Source organism: Streptomyces sp. NPDC001220 (genome assembly GCF_053597895.1).
Window position 1 is genome coordinate 1 of the sequence record NZ_JBSFJE010000006.1, and the last position, 24,989, is coordinate 24,989.

At 71.1% G+C, this 24,989-nt stretch carries 14 protein-coding genes; 6 read left to right on the top strand and 8 right to left on the bottom strand.

Translation table 11 applies throughout. The features are described from left to right. The coding region (locus ACWDGI_RS15840; RefSeq protein ID WP_450759325.1) for a PP2C family protein-serine/threonine phosphatase at positions 1-395 on the top strand (395 nt) is incomplete at its 5' end. On the opposite strand, the gene ACWDGI_RS15845 is transcribed toward ACWDGI_RS15840, so the two are convergent. After that, positions 379-963 carry an oxygenase MpaB family protein gene (locus ACWDGI_RS15845; protein WP_450759327.1) on the bottom strand — a complete coding sequence of 195 codons (585 nt, stop codon included), beginning with the start codon at positions 961-963 and terminating at the stop codon, positions 379-381. The two genes, ACWDGI_RS15840 and ACWDGI_RS15845, sit on opposite strands and share 17 nt — an antisense overlap. On the opposite strand from ACWDGI_RS15845, the gene ACWDGI_RS15850 reads away from it, so the two are divergent. Beyond that, complete coding sequence (locus ACWDGI_RS15850) at positions 875-1,249, top strand: amidohydrolase family protein (protein ID WP_450759329.1); 375 nt, start codon at positions 875-877, stop codon at positions 1,247-1,249. The genes ACWDGI_RS15845 and ACWDGI_RS15850 overlap by 89 nt on opposite strands. Before the next feature lie 182 nt (positions 1,250-1,431). Here the strand turns inward: ACWDGI_RS15850 and ACWDGI_RS15855 are convergent, their stop codons facing one another. Continuing rightward, on the bottom strand, positions 1,432-7,551 hold the full coding sequence (locus ACWDGI_RS15855; protein ID WP_450760043.1) for a LamG-like jellyroll fold domain-containing protein: 6,120 nt from the start codon (positions 7,549-7,551) through the stop codon (positions 1,432-1,434). Between the two features lie 492 nt (positions 7,552-8,043). On the opposite strand from ACWDGI_RS15855, the gene ACWDGI_RS15860 reads away from it, so the two are divergent. From ACWDGI_RS15860 to ACWDGI_RS15870, 3 genes are all read left to right on the top strand, one after another. Beyond that, positions 8,044-14,676: an RHS repeat domain-containing protein gene (locus ACWDGI_RS15860; RefSeq protein WP_450760045.1), complete on the top strand. Its 6,633-nt coding sequence runs from the start codon at positions 8,044-8,046 to the stop codon at positions 14,674-14,676. A gap of 23 nt (positions 14,677-14,699) precedes the next feature. Further along, positions 14,700-15,038, top strand: coding sequence for a hypothetical protein (locus tag ACWDGI_RS15865; protein ID WP_450759331.1), 339 nt, complete (start codon positions 14,700-14,702; stop codon positions 15,036-15,038). A gap of 393 nt (positions 15,039-15,431) precedes the next feature. After that, positions 15,432-16,541, top strand: a complete 1,110-nt coding sequence (locus ACWDGI_RS15870) for a helix-turn-helix domain-containing protein (protein WP_450759333.1) — start codon at positions 15,432-15,434, stop codon at positions 16,539-16,541. A gap of 61 nt (positions 16,542-16,602) precedes the next feature. Here the strand turns inward: ACWDGI_RS15870 and ACWDGI_RS15875 are convergent, their stop codons facing one another. From ACWDGI_RS15875 to ACWDGI_RS15890, 4 genes are read right to left on the bottom strand one after another with little or no spacing between them, the layout of a single operon-like run. Further along, positions 16,603-17,352: a D-Ala-D-Ala carboxypeptidase family metallohydrolase gene (locus tag ACWDGI_RS15875; RefSeq protein ID WP_450759335.1), complete on the bottom strand. Its 750-nt coding sequence runs from the start codon at positions 17,350-17,352 to the stop codon at positions 16,603-16,605. 25 nt (positions 17,353-17,377) lie between these two features. Next, a complete protein-coding gene (locus ACWDGI_RS15880; RefSeq protein WP_450759337.1) occupies positions 17,378-17,794 on the bottom strand; it encodes a hypothetical protein in 417 nt (138 codons plus the stop codon). A 37-nt stretch (positions 17,795-17,831) separates the two neighbouring features. Next, positions 17,832-18,239 carry a hypothetical protein gene (locus ACWDGI_RS15885; RefSeq protein ID WP_450759339.1) on the bottom strand — a complete coding sequence of 136 codons (408 nt, stop codon included), beginning with the start codon at positions 18,237-18,239 and terminating at the stop codon, positions 17,832-17,834. 34 nt (positions 18,240-18,273) lie between these two features. Then, positions 18,274-19,623, bottom strand: a complete 1,350-nt coding sequence (locus ACWDGI_RS15890) for a GH25 family lysozyme (protein ID WP_450759340.1) — start codon at positions 19,621-19,623, stop codon at positions 18,274-18,276. A 262-nt stretch (positions 19,624-19,885) separates the two neighbouring features. Between ACWDGI_RS15890 and ACWDGI_RS15895 the strand changes: the two genes are divergently transcribed. Next, a complete protein-coding gene (locus ACWDGI_RS15895; protein ID WP_450759342.1) occupies positions 19,886-20,071 on the top strand; it encodes a hypothetical protein in 186 nt (61 codons plus the stop codon). Positions 20,072-20,194: 123 nt separating this feature from the next. Here the strand turns inward: ACWDGI_RS15895 and ACWDGI_RS15900 are convergent, their stop codons facing one another. Beyond that, complete coding sequence (locus ACWDGI_RS15900) at positions 20,195-21,820, bottom strand: S53 family peptidase (RefSeq protein WP_450759344.1); 1,626 nt, start codon at positions 21,818-21,820, stop codon at positions 20,195-20,197. A 128-nt stretch (positions 21,821-21,948) separates the two neighbouring features. After that, positions 21,949-24,834, bottom strand: a complete 2,886-nt coding sequence (locus tag ACWDGI_RS15905; RefSeq protein WP_450759346.1) for a helix-turn-helix transcriptional regulator — start codon at positions 24,832-24,834, stop codon at positions 21,949-21,951. Between the last annotated feature and the right edge of the window lie 155 nt (positions 24,835-24,989).

Consider the following 24,989-nt stretch of genomic DNA (forward strand, 5'->3'; position numbering starts at 1 on the left):
AGAACACCACCGTGGCCACGGCGTTCGTCGACTGGGAGAACGACACCATCACCTACAGCAGCGCCGGCCACCCCCCACCCGCACTCCTGCACAGGGACGGGACGGTCGAGTTCCTGGACCAGGCCACCGACCCACCCCTGGCCGCCCGCCCCCAGCACGGCCCCCGGACCCAGGCCGTCACCGCCTTCCGCGACGGCGCCGCCCTCGTGCTCTACACCGACGGTCTGATCGAACGCCGCGGCGAAGACATCGACACGGGCCTCACCCGGCTCGCCGACTCCCTGACCCGCCACCGCGCGGACGATTGCGAAGCCCTCGCCGACGCCGTGCTGACCGACCTGCTCCCACCCGGCGACGCCACCGACGACACCGCCCTGGTCATCGTGCGCCTGTGAACCGATCAGCCGGACACAGTTCCCGGGAGTCCTCGTCGATCTTCGGCTGCTCCGCGAGCCCGAGCAGCAGGTTGGCCAGGAAACCCTCGGCCACCGTCTGCGGGTACCACGCTGCCTCGACGCCCAAGAGGTGTCCGACGTAGCGCCAGTGGTGCATCATCGCCTCGACGTCGGCGTCGGTGGGGCGGTAGCCGAGAAGTTTCAGCTGCGTACCGGGGGCGAAGGAGCTGAGCAGCAGTGTCCCGGTCTGCGCGAACCGGCTGATGGGCATGCCCAGCCGGTCCCGGTCCCACTCGGGGTGCGGCAGCAGGGTGTGCCGGATCATCGAGTGCAGGACGCGTACGAACACCGCGGAGCGGCGTCCCACGGCACCGGGGCGCATGGCCCCGGGCTCGGTGGTGTCGGTCCAGAGCCGGGAGGTCTCCACGAACCGGCCGAACGCCGACCCGCCGGTGTAGGCGCCGGTCAGCGCGAGCGGCTTGGCGACGGTCGGGCTGCGGCTGATCCTGGCGCACTGCGGAGGGGCGCTGCCCGCGCTCGGCCGGCGGATCGGTGAGCACACCGTCATGGGGCGGGGGCCTGCGGACGCGGACATCGATCCCGCCCACGTCGCCGAGGTGCTGCGCGGGCTCTACTACGAGACGGCACTGGCCGGAAGCCGCAACTCCCTGCTGCCCACCCTCGAGGTGACCTCGGCCGACCACATCCTGTTCGGCACCGACTGGCCGGCGGCCCCGGAACCCACCGTCGTGCACAACATCGAGAACCTCACGGGCTTCGACGGCTTCACCGAGGACGACCTCCGGGGTGTGGAACGCGACAACGCGCTCAGGCTGTTCCCCCGGTTCGCCTGAGCCCCTGGCGGCGAGGTGCCGCGCGTGCCGGGCGGAGCCTCTGGCCGGTGGAAGGCGCATGCGCCACGGGGCCGTGTGCAGGGAAGAAGGCCCCCGCCTGGTGGCGGGGGCCTTCGACCTGCTGGGAACCACTGGCTCACCGAGCCGTGATCAACCGGCGCGGCCCGTGGTGGCGGTGCGGGTCAGTGCAGTGCGCTGACCTCGGTCGCCGAGAGTGTCCGCGGGTAGACGTGGACGTCGGCGACGGAGCCGGGGAAGGCCAGGTAGGGGGTGGTGGCGGAGGCGCTGTTGACGCAGCCGCCGACGGTCAGGGGCAGGGAGGAGTCGTACTGGGGGCTGAGGTTGGTGGCGGTCCCCACCAGGGATCCGTTCTGGTAGAGGGCCATGTTGCCGGTGGTGGACTGCCCCGGGACCGGTGCCCGGAAGGTGGCGACCAGGTGGGTCCAGGTGCCGACCGGGCCGGAGTTGTTGTCTCCTTCCGCGGTGGGGAAGTCGGAGTTCTCGTCGTTGGTGGTCGTGGTCTGGAACATCCAGGCGGCGCTGGGTTTGTCGTAGGAGAGGTAGAAGGACTGGTGCTGGGTGGTGCCCTGGCAGACGGCGGCGGTCCCGAGAGCCGAGTTGATCTTCACCCAGGCGGAGACGGAGTAGTCGCCGAGGGTGTTGACCGCGCTCTGCCTGCTCTTGAGGAAGCCGGTGCTGCCGTCGAAGGCGACGCTGCCGGACAGTCCGCTCGGCGCGTCACTGCCGTAGGTGGCGCCGCCGGTGGCGGTGACCGGGTTGAGGGAGGCGGTGTCGGTGCCGTTCGAGCCGAGCTTCCACTCGTCCTCGGGCATGCCCTTGTCCCAGCCGGCCGGCACGATCACGCTGGCCGCGTCGGCATCGCCGGCCGCCATCGCGTACGGGTAGACCTGCACGTCCGAGACGGAGCCCGGGAACGCGTTGTACGGCGAGGTCGCGGCGGGGTCGTTGATGCAGCCGCCGACGGTCAGGGGCATCGACGAGTCGTACTGCGGGGTGAGGTTGGTGGCGGTCCCCATCAGGGTGCCGTTCTGGTAGATGGACATCACGCCGCTGTTGTCGTCGCCGTCCACGGGTGCGGTGTAGGTGACCAGGAGGTGGGTCCAGGTGCCCACGGCCCCGGTGTTGGTGTCTCCCTCCGCGGTGGGGAAGTCGGCGTTGTCGTCGTTGGTGGTCGTGGTCTGGAACATCCAGCCCTTGTTGCCCCGGTCGTAGCCGATGTAGAACGCCTGGTGCTGGCTGGTTCCCTCACAGATGGCGGTGGCCGGGTTGTCCGTGGAGTCGAGCTTCACCCACGCGGAGACGGTGTAGTCGGCGGAGGTGTCGACAGCGGTGTGGTCGCTCTCCAGGAAGCCGGTGCTGCCGTCGAAGGAGGTGGCGGTGGCCGGGGCGTTGACCGCGTCCGCTCCGGTCGAGCCGAAGGTCGCCCCGCCGACCGCGGTGAACGGGTTGTCGCCGCGTGCGTCGGTGCCGTCGGCGGCCAGCTCCCACTCGTTGTCGGGGGTGTCGCTGCCGGTGGCCTCCGGAACGATCAGGTTCGGCGCGATGCCGACGACCTGGGTGTTGGTGTCGTTGAGGTAGCGGGCGGCGAGGTCGTCGTAGTACGTGTTCGACGGGTTGCCGCTCGAGAGGTCCGCCGCCTTCACGGTCGACGAGGTGGCCGTGCCGTCCGTGGAGACCGCCGCGGCGAAGTCGATGACCTGGCTGGGGAAGTTGTCGAGCAGGTACTGGTTCACCAGCTCACGTGCGGACTCCTGGGCCGCCGTGCCGGGGTGGGCGGCGGTGAACGGCGTGATGGTGGTGAGGTAGACGGTGATGTTGGAGTTCTGGGTGACCGGCTGCCCGTTGATGTAGGCCTGTCCGTCGTCGGTGTAGTACGAGTTCAGCTCGCTGTTGATCGCGGCGAGGCCCTGCTCGACAGCGGTGGCGCAGGCGTCGGCGGTGCCGGTGCAGTTGAGCAGGTCGGTGGCACCGGTGGAGACGAGCACGGTACGCACGTTGCCCTGCGCCAGCACGTTGCGGTCCAGCGGGTTGAGCGCGTTGATCGGGCTGTCGCTGTACGTGCCCTGGGGCAGCAGGTTGTTGCTCAGGCTGTTGCTGTTCGTACCGGCGTTGAGCACGCCGTAGTCCACCGTGGAGTCCCCGTTGGGGTCGCCCACGATGGCGCCGGTGATGGCGTCGCTCAGGTGGTGCCGGCCGTCGCCGCTCGCGGTGTCGCCGTTGACGCTCTGGTCGCCGTAGAGGACCAGGGAGCCGGTGGGGGCGGTGGTGGGCGTGGTGACGTCGATGCCGGCCAGGTACGGCAGACCGGTGTACGTGGTCTGCGTGAACCTGGTGGCCGCGGTGTCACCGGTGCGGTTGGCCGCGTCGCTGACCCAGACCGGGGTCTGGGCCGCCGCGTGGCCCGGCAACGCGGACACCGAGCCGTGCACCTGAAGGCTGACCAGGACCGTCGCCTGCTGGTCGACGTGCAGGGTCACCGGGTCGCTGGTGACGTCGCCGCCCGCCGGGATCGTGACGGTGCCGGCGCCGCCGAAGGCCAGCGGTACCGGTGCCGCGCCCGCCGTGGCACCGCCCGCCGTGCCGTCCTGCAGGGCGACGGAGGCCGCGTCGAAGGTCACCGGGCTGCTGCCCATGGCGTTGGACAGGTGGACGCGGACGCCGTTGCCGTCGTCGGTGCCGATGCTGACGTGGGCCGGGATGCGCAGCGTCTGCCCGTTGACGGTGGCGGCGCTGCCGCCGGACTGCGTCACCTTGGCGGTGTCCTGGACGGAGGACCAGGTGCCGACCCAGTGCTGGGTGCCGTTGCCGGTGGCGGTCAGCGGCCGGACGCCCATGCCCAGGATGTGCAGGGACGGCTGGCCGGCCTGGACACCGTTGGTGAACAGCGGCAGGGAGAGGCTGCTGATGACCGAGCCGGGGCAGGTCAGCGGGACGCTGACGGCGTAGATCTTCGGGCCGGGGCTCGGGCTGGTCTGGGTGTTGTTGCTGTGGTTCTGGTGGACGAGGGTCAGCGTGGCCGCGGAGGCGGGACCGCTCAGCCAGTCGGGCACCGTGTCCAGGGTGTACGACTGGTCGGCGGGGGCGCCGTTCGGGTCCAGGCAGTTGTTCTTGGCGTAGGTGATGGTGCCGGTGGCTCCCTTGGCCGCACCGCCGGTGGCGAAGGCCAGGAAGACCACGGCGTCACCGGTGTTCACCACACCGCTGCCCGGCACGGTGACGGTCTGCCCGGAGGCCAGCATGTTGTCGTAGGTGCCGGTGCCGAACTTCGGCAGCGCGATGCTCGTACCGTCGACGGTCACCGACTTGCCGCTCTGCCAGCCCGAAGTGCCGGTCAGGTCGCCGGAGTTGATGCTGTTGCCGGAGCCATCGGCGTCGGCCGTGCTGGTCGTGGTGGTGAAGGTGCTGGTCGCGGCGTTGTTCAGGCAACTGCCGGTGCTGTTCATCGCGCAGGTCAGCGCGGGCGCGAGGCGCAGCACGTCGAGGCCGGCCTGATAGCCGGTGGAGCTGGGGTTCTTGCCGGTCAGGGTGAGGGTCAGGGTGTGCGCGCCCTGCTTGAGGGTGAGCAGCTGACCGTTCGAGTCCTTGGGGATGCCGAGGTTGACGAACCGGGTGGTGACGTAGGAGTTGTAGGCGTCCAGGCCGCTGAGCAGGGTGGCCTGGGTGGGCTTGCCCGCGTCCAGGACCAGGTTGTAGATGCCGTAGTCCTTGGCCTTGGTCAGGTTGACCCCGAAGCTCCAGGGACCGTCCTTGGGGATGTCGAAGCCGAAGGTCGCGCTGTCCCCGCTGACCACCTTCGAGGTGGTGCTCTTGTTGGCCAGCATGGCCTGGTAGCCGTCGGCGAACTCGTAGCCGCTGCCGGCCGCCTGGCTGATCAGCTGGCCACCCTTGGAGGTGGTGGTCGCCTTGGGCACGACGGTGGTCGTGCCGTCGGTGTTGGTCGCCGTCCAGCCGGCGATCATCTTGTCGCCGTAGGCGTACGTCGGGGTGCTGGTACCGGCGTAGAAGGCATAGCCGGTCTGGGAGATGGACGTCGAGCCCGCCTGGTCCACGGCCTTGGCGTACAGCGTGTGCGGTCCCGCCTTGGCGGGGGCGAAAGCCGGGGAGGCGCTGCCGTTGAGGACGACGGTGCCGGTACCGGGGCCGTTGTCGGAGGTGGCGTAGTAGACGTGGCCCGGCACGATCGTGGTGCTCGTGGTCCAGTGGGTGACGCTGCTGGTGTAGACCGTGTTGCCGAGCGTGGCGTCCAGGGCGAACAGGTAGCCGGTGATGTTGTTGGTGTGGTTGTTGCTGAGCGTGAAGGTGCCCTTGTCGCCGAAGGCGGCACCGATCTGCTTGGCGGGGAACTGACTCGAGGTCACCGTGGGCGCGGGTGGCGCGCTGGTGTCCACCGTGAACGTCTGCGTCTTGGTCCAGATGCCCGAGCCGGGGCCCACCCAGTAGCCGGCCGCGTTCTGTGCGGTGGCCTTCCAGGTGTAGGTGCCGTCCGGCAGGCTCGACGTGGTCCAGTCGCTGCCGTTGGTGTTGTACCGGGCGCGCTTCTTCGAGTCCGTGCTGGGGCCGAAGCCCTGGTGGACCAGGGTGCCGGAGGAGTTGTAGACGTTGTACTCGATGCGCACCAGTTCGCTGCCGCCCGCCAGGTCGGGGTCGACCGCGCGCGCGGACAGCGTCGGCGTGTGGGTGGTGGTCATCGTCTTGCCCAGGCTCACGATGGACGGCTTGATGGCCGGGGTGCCGGTGCCGTTCTTGAGCTTGGGGCGGTAGCTGTAGGTGACCGACATGGTGGCGCCGCCGCCGTAGGCGAGCTGCTTCCACTGGGTGGCGTCGTTCATGTCGGGCGACTGGACCATCAGCGTCATGCTCTTCCAGCCGCCGGCCGCCGCGCTCTGGGCCCGGGAGGTCACGTCGAACTCCAGTGACGGCGGACTGACCCACGAGTTGGCACCGTCGGTGACCGGGCAGGTGCCGGCCTCGTGGCTCTTGGGGTTGGTGCCCAGCGAGCCGGTGCGTCCGCCGGGCTCATGACCCCAGTACAGCGACGAGGAACTCCAGCCTGCGGGGCGGTCGGTGCCGTAGACGGCGGCCGGGGTGTCCGCGCAGGAGGCGGCGGAGAGCTGCTTCACGTACAGCGAGGCATGCGTGACCACGGCGCCTTTGATGCCGCTCGTGTTCATCTGGTAGTAGGTGCGGGCCCGTTCGCCGTTGCCGGGGGTGGAGTTGTCCCATCCCTCACGGGCGTTGGTCGCCCCCGAGGTGGACGTCGAGTTGTAGACGTTCCACCCGTTGTCGGAGATCCGCGCCCAGTCCAGCTGGGAGGGCCTGCCGCTCCACTCGGGGTCGATGTAGACGGGGTAGGCGGTGCTCTTCGCGGTGAGCAACTTCTGGTCCAGGCCCAGCAGTTGCCTGCCGTGCTGCAGACTCACCCGGACCTGCGCACGGTGTCCGCCGACCTTGGCGGCCGCCTTCTGCTCGGCACGGGCCAGGGAGACGGTCGCCGTGCGGGCCGAGGACACGCCGGAGGTCTTCTTGCCGGCGCTGTCCCACATCAGCGCGGTGTCACTGTGGAACACCGTCTCGCCGGTGCGCTTGTCGGTGGCCCGGGCCCCGCCGTCGCGCGTGGGAGTCACCTCGACATTCGACGAGGTGGTGTTCAGCGCGAGGCTGCGCAGCCGCGGATCGGCCGCCGCCTTGCGGGACTTGACCACGAGGACCGAGGAGTAGCCGGAGGCGTCCGCGGTCAGCTGCAGGTCCACCTGCGGCAGTACGTCGGGGTAGGTGGCGGTGTTCCCGGAGATCACCGGCTCGGGCAGCTTGCCCGGCCAGGAGAAGCCCAGCCTGGCACCGCCGCTGCGCATCGTGACCAGCGCGCCCGAACCGCCGGCGGAGAACGCCACGTCGGTGACGGCGGCCCTGGGTGCCCAGGTTCCGTTCGCCTGCCGCACCAGCTTCGTGTCGATCGGCACCCACTTCCCGTGCTGCAGCGTGCGCTGCGGCATCGAGGAGTCGGTGCGGGTGAAGGTGCCGTTGGGGTTGGCCACCACCAGCGTTCCGGTGTCGGTGAGTTGGTCGATCGTCACCGGCTTGCCGGTGGCCTTCGCCCGCGCGGACGCCGCCTCCGTGGGGTTGAGACGCCGGGTGGCGGACGAAGACCCGCCGCTCTTCGATCTGGCCCGGTGTGAGGTGTCGGGCGCGGCGTGCGCCGGTGCCGCTGCGGCCAGCGAGGCCGCGGTCAGGGCCGTGACGACGGCGCCGGCGATCGGTCTCGACAGCCGGCCTCGGGACATGCGCAAGGAACTGCGATGGACGGACATGAAGGTTGGGGTCCTCCGCTTTTCAGGCGGTTCCCCCCGCGGGCCCCGCGCCGGAGTGCATTCTGTGGGGCCGGTGTGAGCCGGGTCCATCGCCGAGTGATCACCTGGTGACCGAACGGGGTCCGTTTTTGACGTATGACAGTCAAATTGAGTTCAAGGCTAGAGGATTCCTTTGCATTCCATGTGCATACGCTTTGCAAGGCGTGTTGATCTCAGGCCCTAGCGTGAAGCTTCCGTGAGGGGCTTGATCAACATGCCTCTCCTTTGGCGTGCGCTCAACCGGCCCGGAACGAAGGCCGCTTGGGTGCCACAGCAACACCCGGGGGCGGCTTCCGTGTGCCCTGGGCCGGGAACGGGGGAAGGCTCACGATGACGCGAACAGCCGGGTTGGGGAGACGGATGCGACGGGGCGCCAGACGGCTCCGTGGCCTCAGCCTCCCGACCACAGGTGTCCTCCTGGTGAGCATGCTCATCCCCGCCGCGGACGCGATGGCTTCGCCGAATGCGCATCGGCACGTCCCCGCCCCCGCGGTGGCCAAGGACAAGCGGATCCCCTTCACCCACGCGAAGCCGAAGGCGGCCGCGGCGTCGAAGAGGTTCACCCGGTTCGATCCCGCGGGGCACGCGGCGTTGCCGGGTGGCGGCACCTCGACGGTGTCGCTGACCGTTCCGCCCACCGGTGGGCGTCCGGCGCACGCGGCGGCGGGCTCGGCCTCCTCCCGGCGGACGGTGTCGCGAGTGCGGGCGGGATCGTCGCCGGTGCTGCTGTCGGCGGTGCGTTCGGGTACCACGGCACGCCGGGTCCAGGTGAGAACGGTCGAGCAGAAGACCGCACGGGCCGCCGGTGTGCACGGCGTGCTGTTCACCCTGCGGAGCACGGGTGGCTCCGGCGACGTCGGGGTCGACGTGGACGACTCGGCCTTCCGCGACGCCTTCGGCGGCGACTACGCCTCACGGTTGCACCTGGTGCGCCTGCCGGCCTGCGTACTGACGACCCCCCGCCTGCCACGGTGCCAGTCGCAGACACCGCTGCGCACCAGGGCCGGCGCACCGCTGTCGGCCCAGGTCTCGCTGCCGGCGACGACGTCCAAGACCCTGTCCGCACACTCCGCCCAGGCCTCCGGCGGCATGGTGGCGCTGGCCGCGACCTCGGGCACCAGCGGCTCGTCCGGCGACTACACGGCGACCACTCTGTCCTCCGGTGGCACGTGGTCCACCGCGGGCAACACCGGGGCCTTCACCTACAACTACCCCATCTCCGTACCCGGAGCCATCGGTGGTTCGGCACCCACGCTGACCCTGAACTACAACTCGGCGACGCAGGACTCGCGTACCGAGGGGACCAACAACCAGTCCTCGTGGCTGGGTGACGGCTGGTCGACCTCGGACAACTACATCGAGCGGACCTACAAGTCCTGCAAGGACGACTCGTCGTCGGACGCGCCCAAGAACGACGGCGACGAGTGCTGGGCGGGCCAGGTCCTGACCCTGTCGCTGGACGGGAAGTCCACGGCGATCGTCTACGACGACAGCACCAAGACGTTCCGCGCCGCGCAGGACGACTCCACCACGAAGATCGAGGACCTCACCGGCGCGACCAACGGCACCGACAACGGCGAGTACTTCAAGGTCACCGAGAACGGCGTCCAGTACTACTTCGGCTGGAACCGCCTGCCGGGATGGAGTTCGGGCAAGGAGGAGACCAAGTCGGCCTGGACGATGCCGGTCTACAAGGCGCACAGCGGGGTCTCGGACTGCCCCGCCGGCACCGACTTCGCGTCCAGCTCCTGCACTCTGGGCTACCGGTTCAACCTGGACTACGTCGTGGACCGGCACAGCAACGCGATGGCGTACTACTACGCGCCGGAGACGGGTTACTACGGCCCGAACATGAAGAACACCGCGGTGGCCTACACCCGCGGCGGGACGCTGAAGCGCATCGACTACGGCATGACCTCGTCCACGGTCTACTCGGGCACCGCGCCGGAGCAGATCCTGTTCGACGCGACGGCGGAGCGCTGCATCTCGGGCACGCCCGCGGGCAACACCTGCTCGGACTCCCAGTTCACCAAGTCCAACCCGGAGTACTGGCCGGATGTGCCGATCGACCTGAACTGCGCCAAGGACGCGACCGACTGCACCAACCACGGTCCCAGTTTCTGGTCGCGCAAGCGTCTGACCTCGATCACCACACAGGTGCAGGTCGGCGGCGCGACCAAGCAGGTGGACCGCTACGACTTCACCCAGTCCTTCCCCGACGGCGGGGACCACGCCCCGACCCTGTGGCTGGACGGCATCAAGCACACCGGCCTGGACCTGCTCGGCGGCGCCTCCGCGAGCACCTCCACCCCGTCGGTGAGCTTCGACCCGCCGCTGCAGCTGGCGAACCGGGTCGGGACGATCCCGCAGATGCCGTTGATGTACCACGACCGGATCCAGACGGTCACCACGGAGACCGGTGCGCAGACCACGGTGGTCTACGACACCCCGGACTGCTCCAGCGCCCCGGCAAGTGATCCGTCCGACCCGGCGGACGCGGCGGCGAAGGGGTTCGCCTCGACGAACAGACTGCGGTGCTTCCCGGTGTACTGGACGCCGGAGGGACAACCCGCGCCGATGCTGGACTGGTTCTCCCTGCACCCGGTCAGATCGGTGTCCACCATCGACCCGCACAACAGCTACCAGGACGGCACCGAGCCGGAGTTGCTGACGGAGTACTCCTACAAGGGGAACCCGGGCTGGCACTACGACGACAACGAGACGGTCAAGAGCAAGAACCGCACCTGGGGCCAGTTCCGCGGATTCCCGGAAGTGGACGTCACCACCGGTGACCCGAACGTCTTCCACTACACCGACGGGGCCAAGGTCTACGACCAGAAGACCCTCACCAAGACCTACTACTTCCTGGGCATGAACGGCGACACCATGCCGTCGGGAACACGCAGCGTGCCCGCGCTCACCAGCCAGGACGGCAGCGTCAGCGTCGCCGACGACAACGCGCTGGCCGGTCAGGTCTTCGAGACCGACACCTACACCGGTGTCAACGGCGGCATCGACAAGGCCGTCGTCGACGTTCCCAAAATCATCGGCCCGACCGCCACGCGGTCCCGGAGCGGACTCGCCGACCTGACGGCGAACATGGTCCGCCCCGCCAGAAAGCTGACCCGTCAGGCCGTCTCCTACGGCTGGCGGAAGACCGAGACCGACACCTTCTACAACACGAGCCTGGGCCAGACCACCACCGGCATGGCCGTCCAGAGCGACGACCGCGGTGAGACGGGTGCCACCGGCAACACCGCCAAGTGCACCCTCACCCGCTACCTCGACGGCAGCCGCGCGACCGTGGTGGTCACCGCCGAGACCATCGTCACCGACCAGGACTGCAACAGCTCCGGGGCCACCCCCTCCGGAAACCTGGTCTCCGACACCCGCACGTCGTTCGACGGGCACGCCTTCGCCTACAACGGCGACGGTCAGTCCAACCCGGACCAGCCGAGCACGGGCGACGCCACCCTCGTCCAGAAGGCGTCTGCCTCCAGCGGGGCGACCGCCACCAAGTTCGTCGACCAGACCCAGAGCGCGTACGACTCCTACGGCCGAGTGGTACTGGCCACCCGGACGCCCCACTCCACCGCCCCGGACGGCAGCAGCCTGGCCCAGACCGTGGCGACCTCCTACACGCCGGCCACCGGCGCGCTGCCCACCAGCACCACCACCGCCACGCAGATCACCCCGGGCACGGCCTGCACACCGGCCACCACCTCGTCCAAGGACTGCCAGGTGGCGTCCTCCGGGCTGGACGCCGCCCGTGGCGTGCCCGTCACCAAGACCGACGTCGCCGGTCTGGTCACGTCGCTGTCCTACGACGCGCTCGGCCGGCTGACCGGTGTCTGGCTGCCCAACGAGAACAAGGGAGCCGGCGCCCCCGCCAGCATGACCTACAGCTACGCGCTGTCCGCCACCGCTCCTTCGGTGGTGTCCACGGGCACCCTGCTGGACAACGGCAGCTACAGCGTCAACGAGACGCTGTACGACGCCATGCTGCGCACCCTGCAGACCCAGGTGACGGCGGAGAACGGCAGCACCACGGTCTCGGACACCCAGTACGACTCGCACGGCTGGACCGTGGTCACCGACGACAGCTACGCGATCGACGGCGACCCGCGCTCCGGTCTGGTGTCGGTCTCCCAGGTCAGCATCCCCGCCACCACCGTCACCGACCACGACGCGATGGGACGAACCACCCGGAGCACCGAGGAGCACGACGGGGTCCAGACCTGGAACACCCGCACCGCCTACACGGGTGACAAGACCACCGTCATCCCGCCCACCGGTGCGGTCGCCACCACCACGGTGGCCGACGCGCGCGGTCAGAACACCGAGCTCGACCAGTTCACCGTGGCACCGACCGTGAGCGGCAACGCCACCGACGGCTTCACCGTCACCGGTGGGACGTCCCACGCCACTCGCTACGGTTACGACGCGGCCGGCCGGCAGAACAAGGTGACCGGCCCCGACAACACGGTCTGGGACTTCGGCTACGACCTGCTGGGCCGCAAGACCTCGCAGGCGGACCCGGACGCCGGCGCCAGCCACTACGGCTTCGACGACGCCGGGAACCTCGTCTCCACCACCGACTCACGCACCAACGAGCTGGACTTCACCTACGACCTGCTCGGCCGCAAGCTGACCGAGACGGACAAGGCGAAGAACTTCAAGGTCGCCTCCTGGCTGTACGACACCTCGCGGATCGGCCAGCTGACCTCGTCCACCAGCTATGTGCAGGGCGTGACCGGCGGATACACGGTCGCGACGACCGGCTACACCACACTGGGCAAGTCGACCGGCACGAAGATCACGCTGCCCGCGAGCGAGGCACCGCTGCCGACCAGCTACCAGACCACCTACACCTACACCCCCAAGGCGCAGCTGCTGGCCACGCAGGCCGACCCGCGCACTCAGGGCCTGAACAACGAGACCATCACCTACGGGCACGACGTGCTCGGCAACCCCACCACGACCGCGAGCAGCATCCAGACCTACGTCGGCGGCACCGTCTACACCAACTACGGCCAGCCCTCGCAGCTCACTCTGGGGGCGTCCACCAACCCCGCCTGGATCACCTACTCCTACGACGACCAGACCCGCAAGCCCACCGAGCGGCTCGTCTCGCGCACGCAGGCCCCGGGGCCGCAGGTGGACGACACCACGTACTCCTACGACGCCGCCGGCAACCCGCTGACCACCGCCGACCAGCAGTCTGAGACCGGCAACACGGTCAAGGACACCCAGTGCTACCAGTACGACGCACTGGCCCGGCTGTCCGAGGCGTGGACCGCGAAGGCCGCCTGCCCGGCGCAGGGGACCGACCCCACCGCCGCGACCGTCGCCGGCACCGCCGGGTCGTACTGGCAGTCCTACAGCTACAACGCCATCGGTGACCGCACTCAGGTGGTCGATCACTCCACCACCGGTGGGGCGGACGTCACCACCGGCTACGTCGAGGGCTGCACCACCGGTTGCAACGCCACCGGCGCCCAGCCGCACACCCTCACCAAGACCACCGGAGGAAGCAACCCGGCCGACCTCGTCTACGACGCCGCGGGCAACCTGCTCACTCGCACCCCCACCGGCAGCGGCGCGGGCCAGAGCCTGACCTGGGACGACGAGGGCCACCTGGCCCAGGTCGACACCACCGGAAGCAGCCCCACCACCACGAAGTACGTCTACGACGCCGACGGCAACCAGCTGATCCGCCGCGACCCCGGGAAGACCACGCTGTTCGCGGGCGACACCGAGATCGTCGTCAACACCGGCGTCACCCCGAACGTCCTGCTCGGCGCCGTACGCACCTACTCGCACGGCGGTGCCGGCAGCGCGGTGGCGGTCCGTTCCAGCCTGCCCGGCGGAGGCACCGACTACCTCTTCGACGACCCGCACGGCACCGGCACCATGGCCATGGACACCACCACGCAGAAGGTGTCCCGTCAGCAGTACACGCCGTACGGGCAGCAGCGGGCCAACGCCAACGACACCCCGTGGGCGGACCCCACCCACTCGTTCCTCGGCAAGTCCCAGGAGGCCGCCACCGGTTACACCGACGTCGGTGTCCGCAAGTACGACCCGTCGCTGGGACGCTTCATCAGCGTCGACCCCAAGTTCGAGGCCACCAACCCGCAGGAGCTCGGCGGCTACGCCTACGGCGGTGACAACCCCGTCACCAACGCCGACCCGAGCGGCCAGATGTACCCGGCGGACATGGGCCCCGGGCCGGGCTACCGCCCGCCGACGGACGCGACGGACTGGCTCTTCCGCGGCTCCACCGAGGGGTTCGAGGGTTCGGAGCGCATTCAGTCCACCGGCTTCACACCGACCTCTTCGGACCCCGGTGTCTCCACCCACTTCGCCACCCAGGCCGCGAACGACTTTCACGGGCAGGGTGTGCTCCACATCCTGAACAGGGAGGACCTCGTCGACCTGGAGATCGTGGACAACTACTACCAGTCGATACCGCACGAGAGCGAGGTGTGGGTCGGGACGTCCGGCAGCGACATCCCCAAGCGGGCCCGGGTGACGATTCCGGTCGAGCAGGCGCGGAGCATGCTGGCCAAGATGGGTATCGACGTCGATCCGTCCACCAGGCAGCCCGACCTGGACGGCAACCTCATCGCCACCCCCAAACTGACCCCCGCCCAGATCGAGGAGTTCGCCAAGAACGCCGGGGCCACCAGCAGTTCGGGCAGCGGTGCCGCCTCGACCGCGAGCAAGCTGGCGGACTCGGCGGGCGGTGACGCGGGCTTCATCACGGTCGGCGGCGCGCTGAAGGGCACCCTCTTCGTCGGCGCGGTGGCGCTCTCCGCCTACGACGTCGCCAAGGCACCGCCGGCGCAGCGGCTCCACACCGCCACGCGGGACGCCGCGGGTCTCGCGGGCGGCCTCGCGGGCGCCGCCTACGGCGCGGAGGTGGGTGCGGCCATCGGCTCGGCCATACCCGGAGCGGGTACCGTCGTCGGCGGAGTCGTCGGGGGTGTCGTCGGAGGCATCATCGGCAGCGGTGTGGCGTCCGACGTGGCCGACAAGGTCATGAATTGGTTCTGACCCTGGATGGAGGCATCCTCAGCATGAGTGGTACCGAGCCTGTGGGACTCCTGCGCGTGGTGATCGTGTACGAGCGGCCCTCGGCGCACAGGGTGATCTGTCACGCCCGCTGCATCAGCGTGGGGAAGAGCGTCTTCCCGGGCGATTCGGTCCTCCCGGAGGACAGCCCGCCGGATGCCCGTACTTCCCCGGCCCGGGTGCTTCGGATGTACCGGGAGCCCATCGGGGAGTTCACCGAGCTGACCCCCGGCTGGAGCGCCGTCGTCGAACTCGAGGGCACGGACCTGTCCTGGGTGCAGCCCATGGCGAGCCTCCAGGTGGTTCCGCCGACGACCGGAACGGAGCAGGGACAGGCAGGCTGAGCAGCGCCTTCGGCGGCTGTCGGCCGGAATCCGCGCCGCGGTGACCGGGCCGAGGCCGAGGATCCCCCTTCCGGGGAGCCTCGGCCTCGGCCCGCGGGCATTGGCGCAGCCCGACCGCCGGACCGCCGGTCGGTGGAGATGCCGGCACCGGATCCCGTGTGCAGGTGCCGCGCGGTCAGCACGACGCCCAGCACGTCGAGCTGGCCCTCGGCCTCGGCGTCCCGGCCGAACGGCGCTTTCCCCGACGTGAAACGGCCTCTTATTGACGCATCGTCAAATACTGTCGTAAGAACGGTCGTTGACGGTCGTATGGCGATATCGAAAGAACGTACGCGCTCCATTCCTGCGGTGTAGCTTCTACCCGTCAGTAGAGGCTTGAGCAAGGGGGGACGTGTGGTTGCCTCTCCGCAGACCGACAAGTTCGCCGCCCACCTGCGGATGCTGAAGGACCGCAGCGGCCGGGGTTACGACCGCCTCGGCAAGGAGGCGGGCGTCAGTGGTTCCAGCCTGCACCGGTACTGCTCGGGCCTCAGCGTCCCGACGGACTACCGGGTCGTGCACGCCTTCGCCAAGGTGTGCGGCGCCAGTGCGGAGGAGCTCCGCGAACTGCACCGGCTGTGGGCGCTGGCGGACACCGACCGGGACGTGGTGCCGCTCGCGACCGCCAAGGAGAACCCGGAACCGGAACCGCGGGCCGAGGCGGAGGCCGCCGAGCCCGCCGTGCCCGTGCCGGCGAGCCCCGCACCCGGTGATGTCACCCCGCCGGAGATCACCCCCGAGGAGACCGCGAAGCCGCGGCGGTCCCGGTTGCCCGAGAGGCTGTCCTCGCGTTCCGCGATCCTGGCCGCCGTGGTCGCGGTGGTGCTGGTGGCCGGCTTCGTGTGGCTGCCCGTCGGAAGCTCCGCCGGTGACGCGCCGGCGACCGGCGGCGAGCTGCTGTACTCGCCCGCGTGCAAGTCGGTGAGCATGGGACAGCACGACGAGTGCGTACGCGAGGTCCAGACCCTGTTGACGCGGGCGAAGGGCACGCTCGCCGTCGACGGGGACTTCGGACCGGAGACCCTGCGCAGGCTGACCGCGTTCCAGGTGCTGGCGGGCCTGCCGGCCACCAACGTGGTCGACGACGCCACCAAGGAGGCGCTCTACGGGCAGAAGGTGAGCATGACGACCTGGCCGCCGGCGAAGGTGGCGAAGCGGATCCGCGAGGTGTTCGTCGAGGATCCCGACACCGCCGTCGCCGTCGCCCGCTGCGCGTCGTTCCTCGACCCGCTGTACGTACTGCCCAACACCAACGGCAGCCGCAACTGGGGCGTGTTCCAGATCTCCGACGCCCGCCTGCAGGACCTCCACGGCACCCCGCTGCGGGCGTTCGACCCGGACTGGAACATCAGGGCCGCCCACCGTCTGTGGAGCGTCCGGCACGACTTCCACGACTGGCCCTCCTGCGAGGCGGCACTGAAGAACACGCCCAGCGGCACACCGAACAGCACACCGAAGAGATGAAGCCCGGAGCTCCGGGTACCGAAGCGGCGGTACCCGGAGCTCCGCTCCCCCGGGAGCGGCGTCAGACGGTGCCGTTCTCCCACCACCAGGCGCGGCCCAGGTCGGCCCTGCTGTCGACGTGCTGGTGGTCGACGGTGTACGTCTCCAGACCGGAGAACCCGCAGGTCTCCGCCTTCTGGTAGACGGTCTTGGTGGCCACGCCGGGCACGTCGAGGTCGGCGGCCGTGCCGTACAGGTGCATGCTGTCGCTGGCCCCGCCGATCTCGGCGTTGTGCGCGATGCTGCGGAAGCCGGAGTTGACCGTGATCGGCTTGTCGCCCAGCTTCTTGCGCAGCGCCTCCAGCTTGTACATGCAGCGGCGGACGTTCTCCTTCACCTGCGACGCGCTCAGCTTGCCGCCGTTGAAGGTGCCGTCCGTCTGGTTGTAGAACTCGCTCCAGTTGAAGTGCAGCGTGGAACCGTCCGACTGCTCCAGCGAGTTGAGCTTCGCCTGGGTGTTGGCACCGACCTCGGCATCGACGCTGAGACCGTACGCCGCCTGGAACCGGCGTACGGCGGCCGCCGTACCGGGGCCGAAGTCCCCGTCTATGCCGACCCGGCTCTGGCTGGCGCTGTCCGCCGCCCAGCCCGCGATCCGGATCTGCAGTTCGGTCACGTCGGCACCCGTCGCGCCCTGGGTCAAGGTGCGCGACCACGAATAGGCCTGTGCGACGCCCGAGAAGAGCAGCTGGCCGAAGGCGACGCCGGCTCCGGCGGCCAGCGTGCCGCGCAGCATGGTGCGGCGGTCGATGGGACGGAAGGAGGAAGTCATGGTCGTCCTTTCGGGAGGAAGAGGGTCAGTAGGCGATCTGGAAGGTCACGTTCTGGGCGTCGATGTCGTAGGCGTGCACGCGCAGGATGAAGTGGGTGCCGTCCAGGACGTCCGTGGCGACGGTCCCCCACTCGGTACCGTGGGTGGTGTACGCGTCGCCGTTGTTGCACTTGGTGGTGTGGTCGGTGAACACCACACAGGCGTCCAGGTACACGCCCGGCGCGTCCGTGATGAGCCGCATGTTGATGTCGTTGCACCGCGAGGACGTGGTGTAGGTGCCGTACTCCTTGGCGGCCGCCTGGTAGTGGTACGTCAGCGTCTTCGCGCCGCCGTAGCAGCTGGTGGCGGCGGCCGAGGTCTGGGCGGAGGCGGGCGCGACGCCCACTCCCAGCAGGGCGGCCGCGGTGATCAGAGCCGCGGGCAGGATCCTGCTCCGGATCATGGTGGTCTCCGTTCCGTGTGAGGGGAGAGGGCAGGGGTCAGAAGGCGATCTGCAGGACGGCGTCGTCGCCCTCCAGGGGCACGCCGTTGGGCACCGTGAACTTGGTGCCGTCCAGGACGTCGGTGGCGATGGTCGTCCAGCTGCGGCCGACCTTGGTCCAGCGGTTGCAGACGCCGGTCTTCGCGAACTTCACGCAGGCGTTCACGTAGTCCGCGGTTCCGCCGGTGACCCGCATGTTGATGTCCACGCAGCGGCTGGTGGTCCAGTAGGGGCCGAAGTCGAGCACGTCCCCGTAGCGCACGGTGACGGCCCCGCCGTAGCAACTCGTGGCGGTGGCGGTGGCGGTGGCGGTGGCGGTGGCGGCCGAGGCCGCGGGCACGGGGGCGGTGAGGCCCAGGGTGACGAGCAGCGCGACGAGGGACGCGCGGGCGAACCGGGTGGTCATGGGGGTCCTCCTTGGTACGGCGGTACGGCCGGGATCAGCGGTTGGCCAGCCGGTCGAGGTCGGCCTGGGTGCCGTTGAACACGTCCGCGGTCGCCGGTGCCTTGACGCCCGGGAACAACGCGGCGTCGGTGTACTGCCACATCGCCCAGGTCGCCGAGCCGTTCGGTACCGGCGGCTGGGTGATCGACTGGCGGTAGTCCGCGAGTTGCAGCGGATACCGGGCGAAGGCGGTGGTCGAACCCAGGCAGTCGTCCAGGAAGGACTTCTGCGTGTAGATGACCGGGGTGCGGCCGAAGGCCGCCTCCACCTTGTCGAGCCAGGCCTTGGCGTCGGCCACCGTGCCGTAGGTGGGGCAGCGTCCGGTGCCGTCGTCCATGCGCTCCAGGTCGAACACCGGCGGCAGGTCGCCCGCCCGCTGCCCGGTGTAGCCGGTGGCCCGCACGGCGGCGATGAACCGGTCGGCCTGTGCGGCACCGGTGTCGGCCGCGGTGCCCGTGTAGAAGTGGTAGGGGGCGACGGCCAGTCCCGCCGCCCTGGCCGCCGGCAGGTCGGTGGCGAGGTATTCGTCGGTGACGTTCAGGCCCCGGGTGGCCTTGACCGTCGCGAACTCGACACCCGAGGCCTTCACGGCCTTCCAGTCGATCGGCGCGCCGCCGGGGTGCTGGTACTTGGCGGTGTCCAGTCCGTCGACCGGGTAACCGGCGGGGCGCGGCGGCGTGCAGTACGTGTTGCGGCCGGCCCAGTCCACCAGCTTCGCCCAGGTGTTGGGGCCGACGACACCGTCGGCTCCCAGGTTGGCGCAGTGCTGGAACTCGATGACCCGGCCCTCGGTGCCGCCCCCGAAGTCGCCGTCGATCGTCAGCGGCGGGTAGTGGAAGGGCTCCATGGCCAGGTTCAGCCGGCACTGCACCTCCTCGACCTCGGTGCCCTTCGCGCCCTTCTGCAGGGTCGGCCGCGTGTCGGTGTGACCGCACACGGCCGTCTGCGCCGTGCTCGACGTGCCCTGGGTCCCGCAGGTGTGCGGCTGGGCGGCCCAGGTGTTCAGCGCCGCCCAGGTCTGCGGGCCGAGCACTCCGTCCGCGTCCAGCCCGGCGCACCGCTGGAACTCCTTGACCCGCGTCTCCGTCGCCGGCCCGAACGAGCCGTCCGCCGCGACCGGCGTGTACCGGCTCGGCTTCGTCGCCAGATTGAGCTCGCACTGAGCCTCGACCGCCGGGTCCCCCGTCGATCCCCGCTGCAGCGTGGGTTGTGCGCTCGTGTGCCCGCAGACCGCGACCGCGGCGGCCGCGGCGGACTGCGCCGCCTGTACCGCCGTCGGCCCGTACAGGGGCAGGACCGCTGCCACGGCGAGGGTCAGACCCCGCAGAAGCGTCCTCTGTCCCATCTGGTGTTCCCCCTCAGGTTGGTAGCCGGGAGGTCCCGGCCCGGATCAGGCTGGCAGGGCTCGGGCCGGAGCGGACCGGCTTCTCCCCGGCCGGGACGCCGGGACGGTGGCACGCCTGTGATCTGCGGGGACGGATCACCGCTGGGATGCACGTGGGACACGGCGGCCCGGACGGGGCGCCCGGGGCGGACACCGCGGTTCCGCCGCCGCCGGACCGGGGAAGGGGGGGCAACCGCGAGCGGCCCTCACGTGTCCGGTAGGCATGACCCGCCATCAGGCCCCGCCGTGCGGAGCCGGTGGGGCCGCCGATCCCGAGACCAGCGGCAGCGGCGGCACGCTGAGGACCACCAACACGGCGAAGGCGGACGGCTGCTTCCGCTTCCTCTTCCCCGGCACCGCCACCACCGGCCCGGCCACCGCCGCGGGCGACTTCGTCGACGTCGGGTGACGGCCCGCCGCCGGCCCACGGGGCCGAGAGCCCCGGCGCACCCGAAAGGCCCGGCCCCGGGTCCGAAGGCAGGACTCGGGGCCGGGGCCGGGCCGGACGCGTCCGGCGGTGCGGGAGGTGGGGTCAGCCGAGGAGCTTCGTGGCCAGGGTCGAGGCGTTGTACGAGCCCCAGCCGGTGGTGAAGTCCCAGCCGGAGGCCGCCGAGTAGGCGCCGTTGCTGCCGCTGGTGATGTCGTGGAAGCCGGTGCCGCTCGCCGCGTAGAGGGCGGGGTTGGCGAAGCCGAGGTTGGCCTTGCCGGCCGCCGCGGCCCGCTGGTTGTAGAGGGCCGCGAACGCCGCCCACTCGGGGGCCGCCGCACTGGTGCCGCCGACCGAGCCCCAGGAACCCTGCGAGTAGATGGAGACGCCGGGGGTGGGGTTGGCGTGCGCCGAGACGTCCGGCACCTGCCGGAAGCCGCCGCCCGCGCTCTTCTGGACGGCCGTCTGCCAGCTCGGGATCTTGAAGACGGAGGACTTGCCGCCACCGCCGCCCGACCAGGCCACCTCCTTGCTGAAGGCGTTGGCGGAGGTGACGGTCAGCTTGGTGCCGCCGACGCCCGTGACGTACGGGTCGCTGGCCGGGTAGTCGACGGAGGTGCCGCCGTCGCCCGCGTCGTCGGAGCCGTCGTCACCGGAGGCCGCGTAGAAGCCGAGGCCCTCGGCGGCGCCCGCCTTGAAGACGGCGTCCACCGCGTTGATGTTGGAGGTGGTGCGGGCGCTCTCGGCGGCGCCCCAGCTGATCGAGGTGGTGGGGATGCCGCTGTCGACGATGGCCTGGTAGGTGTCGACCTCGCCCGCGTCGGAGTTGGGGCCCTCGAACACGGTCACGTTCGCCTTCGGGGCGATCGCGTGCAGGACCTCGATGTCCAGCTCGACCTCGACCTGGCCGTCGCCGAGCGAACCGGAGCCGCCGTCCACCTTGGACACGGTCGGGGTGGGCGAACCGAGGCTGTAGTTGGTGTCGTACTTGGTGATGTTGGACTGCTGGAAGCCGTCGAACTCGAGGAGCGCGATCTTCTGGCCGCTGCCGGTGTACGTGCTGGAGACGTTGTAGCCGCCCTTGAGCTGGGCCGGGGTGTAGCCGCCGCCGGGGCCGTCGTGCGGGGAGACGGTGTGCGTGGTCGCCTGGTGGTGCAGCTGGACGCGGTTGTTGAGGCCGGCCACGTCGCTGACCAGGGAGGCGAGGGAGGACGGCAGCGTCGGCGCGCTGTCGTTGGCGTAGAAGGAGCGGCCCGAGGCGGCGTCCTTCCAGGTCGACAGCTCGGTGCCGAAGGCCTTCTGCAGCTGGGCGGCGGTGCCGCTGGCGTCGACCAGCAGGTTGCCCGAGTGCACCTTGCCGACGGTGACCCCCTGCGAGCGCAGGTAGTCCCGGAGCTTCTTCACCTCGGCGTCGGTCCGGCCGAACCGGGCCGCGAACTGCTGCTTCGTCAGATAGTGGCCGTACGAGGCCGAGTGCGGGTCGCTGACCTCGGCCACGAAGGTGTCAAGGGCTCTACCGCCGCGCGGAGTCAGGCTGATCGCCACCGATATCCGCTTGCCGGCGGCGACCTTGCCGGTGCGGGACGCGTTGTGCTTGAGGCCGGGCAGGACGTCCCCGGCGACGGCGGCGCGGGCCGTGTGCGGGGCGTCGGACGCGTAGGCGGCGGGGACGACCGCCGTGACCAGGGCCGGCGCGGCGACCAGACCGAGCAGTTTCAGGCGTGACTTCACCGAAGTCCTCCGGAGGGGGGGTGGGGGGTGGGGAGTGTGCCCCGTAAGCGGAATCCCGCGAGCGGAACGGGATCACCGTAGGAACTGCGGCCCTGCCCCCATAAGCGGGGTAACCCTTGCGTTGCGTGTTAATTGCGGGTGTCGAAGGTGCGGGGGACACGCACACGGGCGGGCTGACTGATCGTCATGCTGGGTGCCGGAGACCCTGGTTGGTCGTCGTCGATGGCTTCCACCGCCGCTCCGGACGCGAGGACGGCGACCGCCATCGCGTGCGCCAGCGCGGTGCGCGAGCGGACGCCGAACTTGCGGTAGACCCGCGACAGCGCCCCTTCCACCGTCTTGACACTGATGAACAGCTCGGCGGCGACCTCCCTGTTGGTCGCCCCGCCGCCGACCAGTTCGGCGATCCTGGCCTCGGCGGGCGTGAGTTCGGGCCCGCCGGCGCCCGCCTCGCCACCGCGCTCCCCGGCCGCCAGCCGGGCGAGCTCGTCCCGGGCCCGGGACGCGAGCGGGGCCGCGCCGATCCGGGTCGCCGTCTCCAGGGCCTCGGCGAGCGCCTCGCGGGCCGCGTTGCGGCGGCGGGCCCGGCGCTCGACCGCGCCGAGCGCGATCAGGGTGCGTACCAGCTCGACGGGGAGCGGGAGATGACGGAGGCGTTCGACGGCGCCGCGCAGCCGTACCGCCCCCTCCTTCGCCCGGCCCAGGCCCGCCTCGCGCAGGCCCGCCGCCCGCTCCAGCGCCGCCAGTACGCTGCCGGGTGCCGCGTGGGGCAGCCGTGCGCGGGCGTCGTGGAGCACGGCGCCGGCCGCGTCCGTCTCGCCGAGGACGACCAGCGCCTCGGCCAGGTCCGCGTACCAGTGCAGCAGGGGCGGGTCGGCGGCGCACATGGCCTCGCCCAGCTCCTTGACGCGCTCCAGCGCCTCGACCGCGGCCGCCGCCCCGCGCGGGTCGCCGCCGAGCAGTTCGGCCTGCCCGAGCACCGCCAGCGCGCGCAGCAGGAACAGCCGGTCGCCGTCGGCCTCCGAGGCCTGGACGGCCCGCGCGGCCAGCCGCCGGGCCTCGTCGGCGGCGCCGCCGGTGGTCGCGGCGAGGGCCGCCGCGTACAGCGCCGGGGCCGCCTGGGCCATGGCGCGCGAGCAGCGGGCCGCGGTGCGCAGCGCCTCCCGGCAGTGTCCGGCGCGGACCTGGATGCGGGTCAGCGCCACCAGGGTCGCCACCATCTCCTCGGCCCCGGCCGAGCCGTCGTTCTCCGCGAGGAGCCGGACGACCTGGTCGCGGGCCTCGGTCACCTGGTCGGAGTCCAGGGCGAGGATCGCCCGCATCCGGATCAGCCGCCGGCTCTCCGGGCCGCCGTCGGCGCCGCCGACCAGGGCGAGCGCCTCCTCGAGCGCGGCGTCGGCGGCGACCGGCTCCCCGGCCAGGGACCGCACCCGGGCGAGGGTGGCGAGCGCCCCGATCCTGGTCTCCGTGTCGCCGGCCGCGGCCGCCTGCCGCGCCGCCCGCCGGGCCTGCCGGGCCGCCTCCGCCAACTCCCCGCACAGCAGCCCCCGTACGGCGGCCCAGTGGTGCAGCCGGGCCTCCGAGCGCGGGTCGCCGGCCGCGTCCTGGAGGCCTTCCGCGATCAGGTCCCCGGCGCTCTCCAGCGCCTGCCCGGCGCCGAGCAGCAGGACCAGGCGGGCCCGCACCCGCTGGGCCGCGGAGCCCGACCGGGCCAGGACGGTGCCGGCGGCCTCGGCCGCCTCCTCGGGCCGTCCGGCGTCGCACGCGTACTCGGCCGCGGCCAGCAGCCGTTCGGCATGCTCCGCCGGGCGGTCGGCGGGGGTGCGGCGGGCGGCGAGGGCGGCCAGTTCGAAGGCGGCGCCGGGGGAGCCGTCGGCGCGGGCGGACCCGGCCGCGGACATCAGGGTGCGGGCGGTGGCCTCGTCCTCGTACGGCTGGGCGAGCGCGAGGTGGCGGGCCCGCTGCACCGGCTCGGCCGCCGCGTGGGCCAGCCGGGCGTGTGCCTGCCGCCGGCCGTGCTCGGGGGCGTCGGCGTGCACGGCCGCCCGCAGTACGGGGTGCCGGAACCGTACGATCCCCTCGGCGTCGGCCGTCGCGATGCCGAGCCGTTCGGCCTCCGCGAGGTCCGCGGCGGGGTCGGGGATTCCCGCGGCACGCAGCAGGGTCAGGGTGGGACGGGCGGCGGCGCTCGCGACGAGGAGGGTGTGCCGCACCGCCTCCGGCAGCGAACGGGCTCGTTCCAAAAGGAGGTTGCGCAGCCTCGGGGGCACGGGCGGGGGCGTGCCGAAGCCGAGCGGCGCCGGGGTGTGCCGGGCGGCCCGGCCCAACTCCTGTGCGTACGAGGGGTTTCCGGCGGCGGTTTCCTGGACCGCCCGCAGCAGTGCCGGGGGCAGGTCGGCGCCGAGGTCGGCGCGCACGAGGCGGGCCGTCTCGCCGTCCGTCAGGGGCGGCACGGGGATTTCGACGGTACCGGGCGGGCAGCAGCGCAGCCGTTCGGGCTGTCCGCCGTCGGCCACCCGTTCGGTGGCGAGCATCCGGATGCCGGGACCCTCAAGACGGCGGACGGCGAAGGCGAGGACCTCGGCGGTCGGCTCGTCCAGCCACTGCAGACCGTCGACGACCAGCAGGACGGGGCCGGTTGCGGCCAGGGCGCGCAGCGCGTCGAGGACGGCTACGCGCACCGCGAGACGGCCCCGGTCGTCGGCCGGTTCCGGGCCGCGCAACAGGGCCGCCCGCAGCGCCGTCCGGGGCTCGGGCGGCAGGGGCTCCAGGCAGCTCTCCGGGACCCGTGCGAACAGGCCGACCAGACCCGCGAAGGGGAGCCGGGTCTCCTCCTCGGCGGGCGCGCAGTGCAGTACGGTGCCGGCCGGGGCGTCGGCGGCCAGGGCCGCGGCGAGCGCCGTCACGAGCGTGGACCTGCCGATGCCGGCGGGTCCGTGGAGGAGCACTCCGGGGCGCGTCGCCGCCTGGACTCGGGCGGCGTCGAGCAGCGCACGGCGCCCGGTCGGAAGCATGTGTTCATGACAACCGCCGATGATCGGCTTGTCAATGACATCGATCACCATGCGACATAAAGGAACAGGCAATGTCTTTTGCCTGAATCCCTCGTTACGGAACGGGAAAGGCTCTTCCGCCCTCCTCCTGTGCGTAGGACATACGCACGGGCAGG

Bases quoted from the DNA above. Each gene is read 5' to 3' on its own strand.
- ACWDGI_RS15860 (WP_450760045.1), top strand. From the start codon at position 8,044: ATGCTCATCCCCGCCGCGGACGCGATGGCTTCGCCGAATGCGCATCGG.
- ACWDGI_RS15845 (WP_450759327.1), bottom strand. From the start codon at position 963: ATGACGGTGTGCTCACCGATCCGCCGGCCGAGCGCGGGCAGCGCCCCT.
- ACWDGI_RS15855 (WP_450760043.1), bottom strand. From the start codon at position 7,551: ATGTCCCGAGGCCGGCTGTCGAGACCGATCGCCGGCGCCGTCGTCACG.
- ACWDGI_RS15885 (WP_450759339.1), bottom strand. From the start codon at position 18,239: ATGACCACCCGGTTCGCCCGCGCGTCCCTCGTCGCGCTGCTCGTCACC.
- ACWDGI_RS15895 (WP_450759342.1), top strand. From the start codon at position 19,886: ATGACCCGCCATCAGGCCCCGCCGTGCGGAGCCGGTGGGGCCGCCGAT.
- ACWDGI_RS15875 (WP_450759335.1), bottom strand. From the start codon at position 17,352: ATGACTTCCTCCTTCCGTCCCATCGACCGCCGCACCATGCTGCGCGGC.
- ACWDGI_RS15890 (WP_450759340.1), bottom strand. From the start codon at position 19,623: ATGGGACAGAGGACGCTTCTGCGGGGTCTGACCCTCGCCGTGGCAGCG.
- ACWDGI_RS15905 (WP_450759346.1), bottom strand. From the start codon at position 24,834: ATGCTTCCGACCGGGCGCCGTGCGCTGCTCGACGCCGCCCGAGTCCAG.
- ACWDGI_RS15880 (WP_450759337.1), bottom strand. From the start codon at position 17,794: ATGATCCGGAGCAGGATCCTGCCCGCGGCTCTGATCACCGCGGCCGCC.
- ACWDGI_RS15865 (WP_450759331.1), top strand. From the start codon at position 14,700: ATGAGTGGTACCGAGCCTGTGGGACTCCTGCGCGTGGTGATCGTGTAC.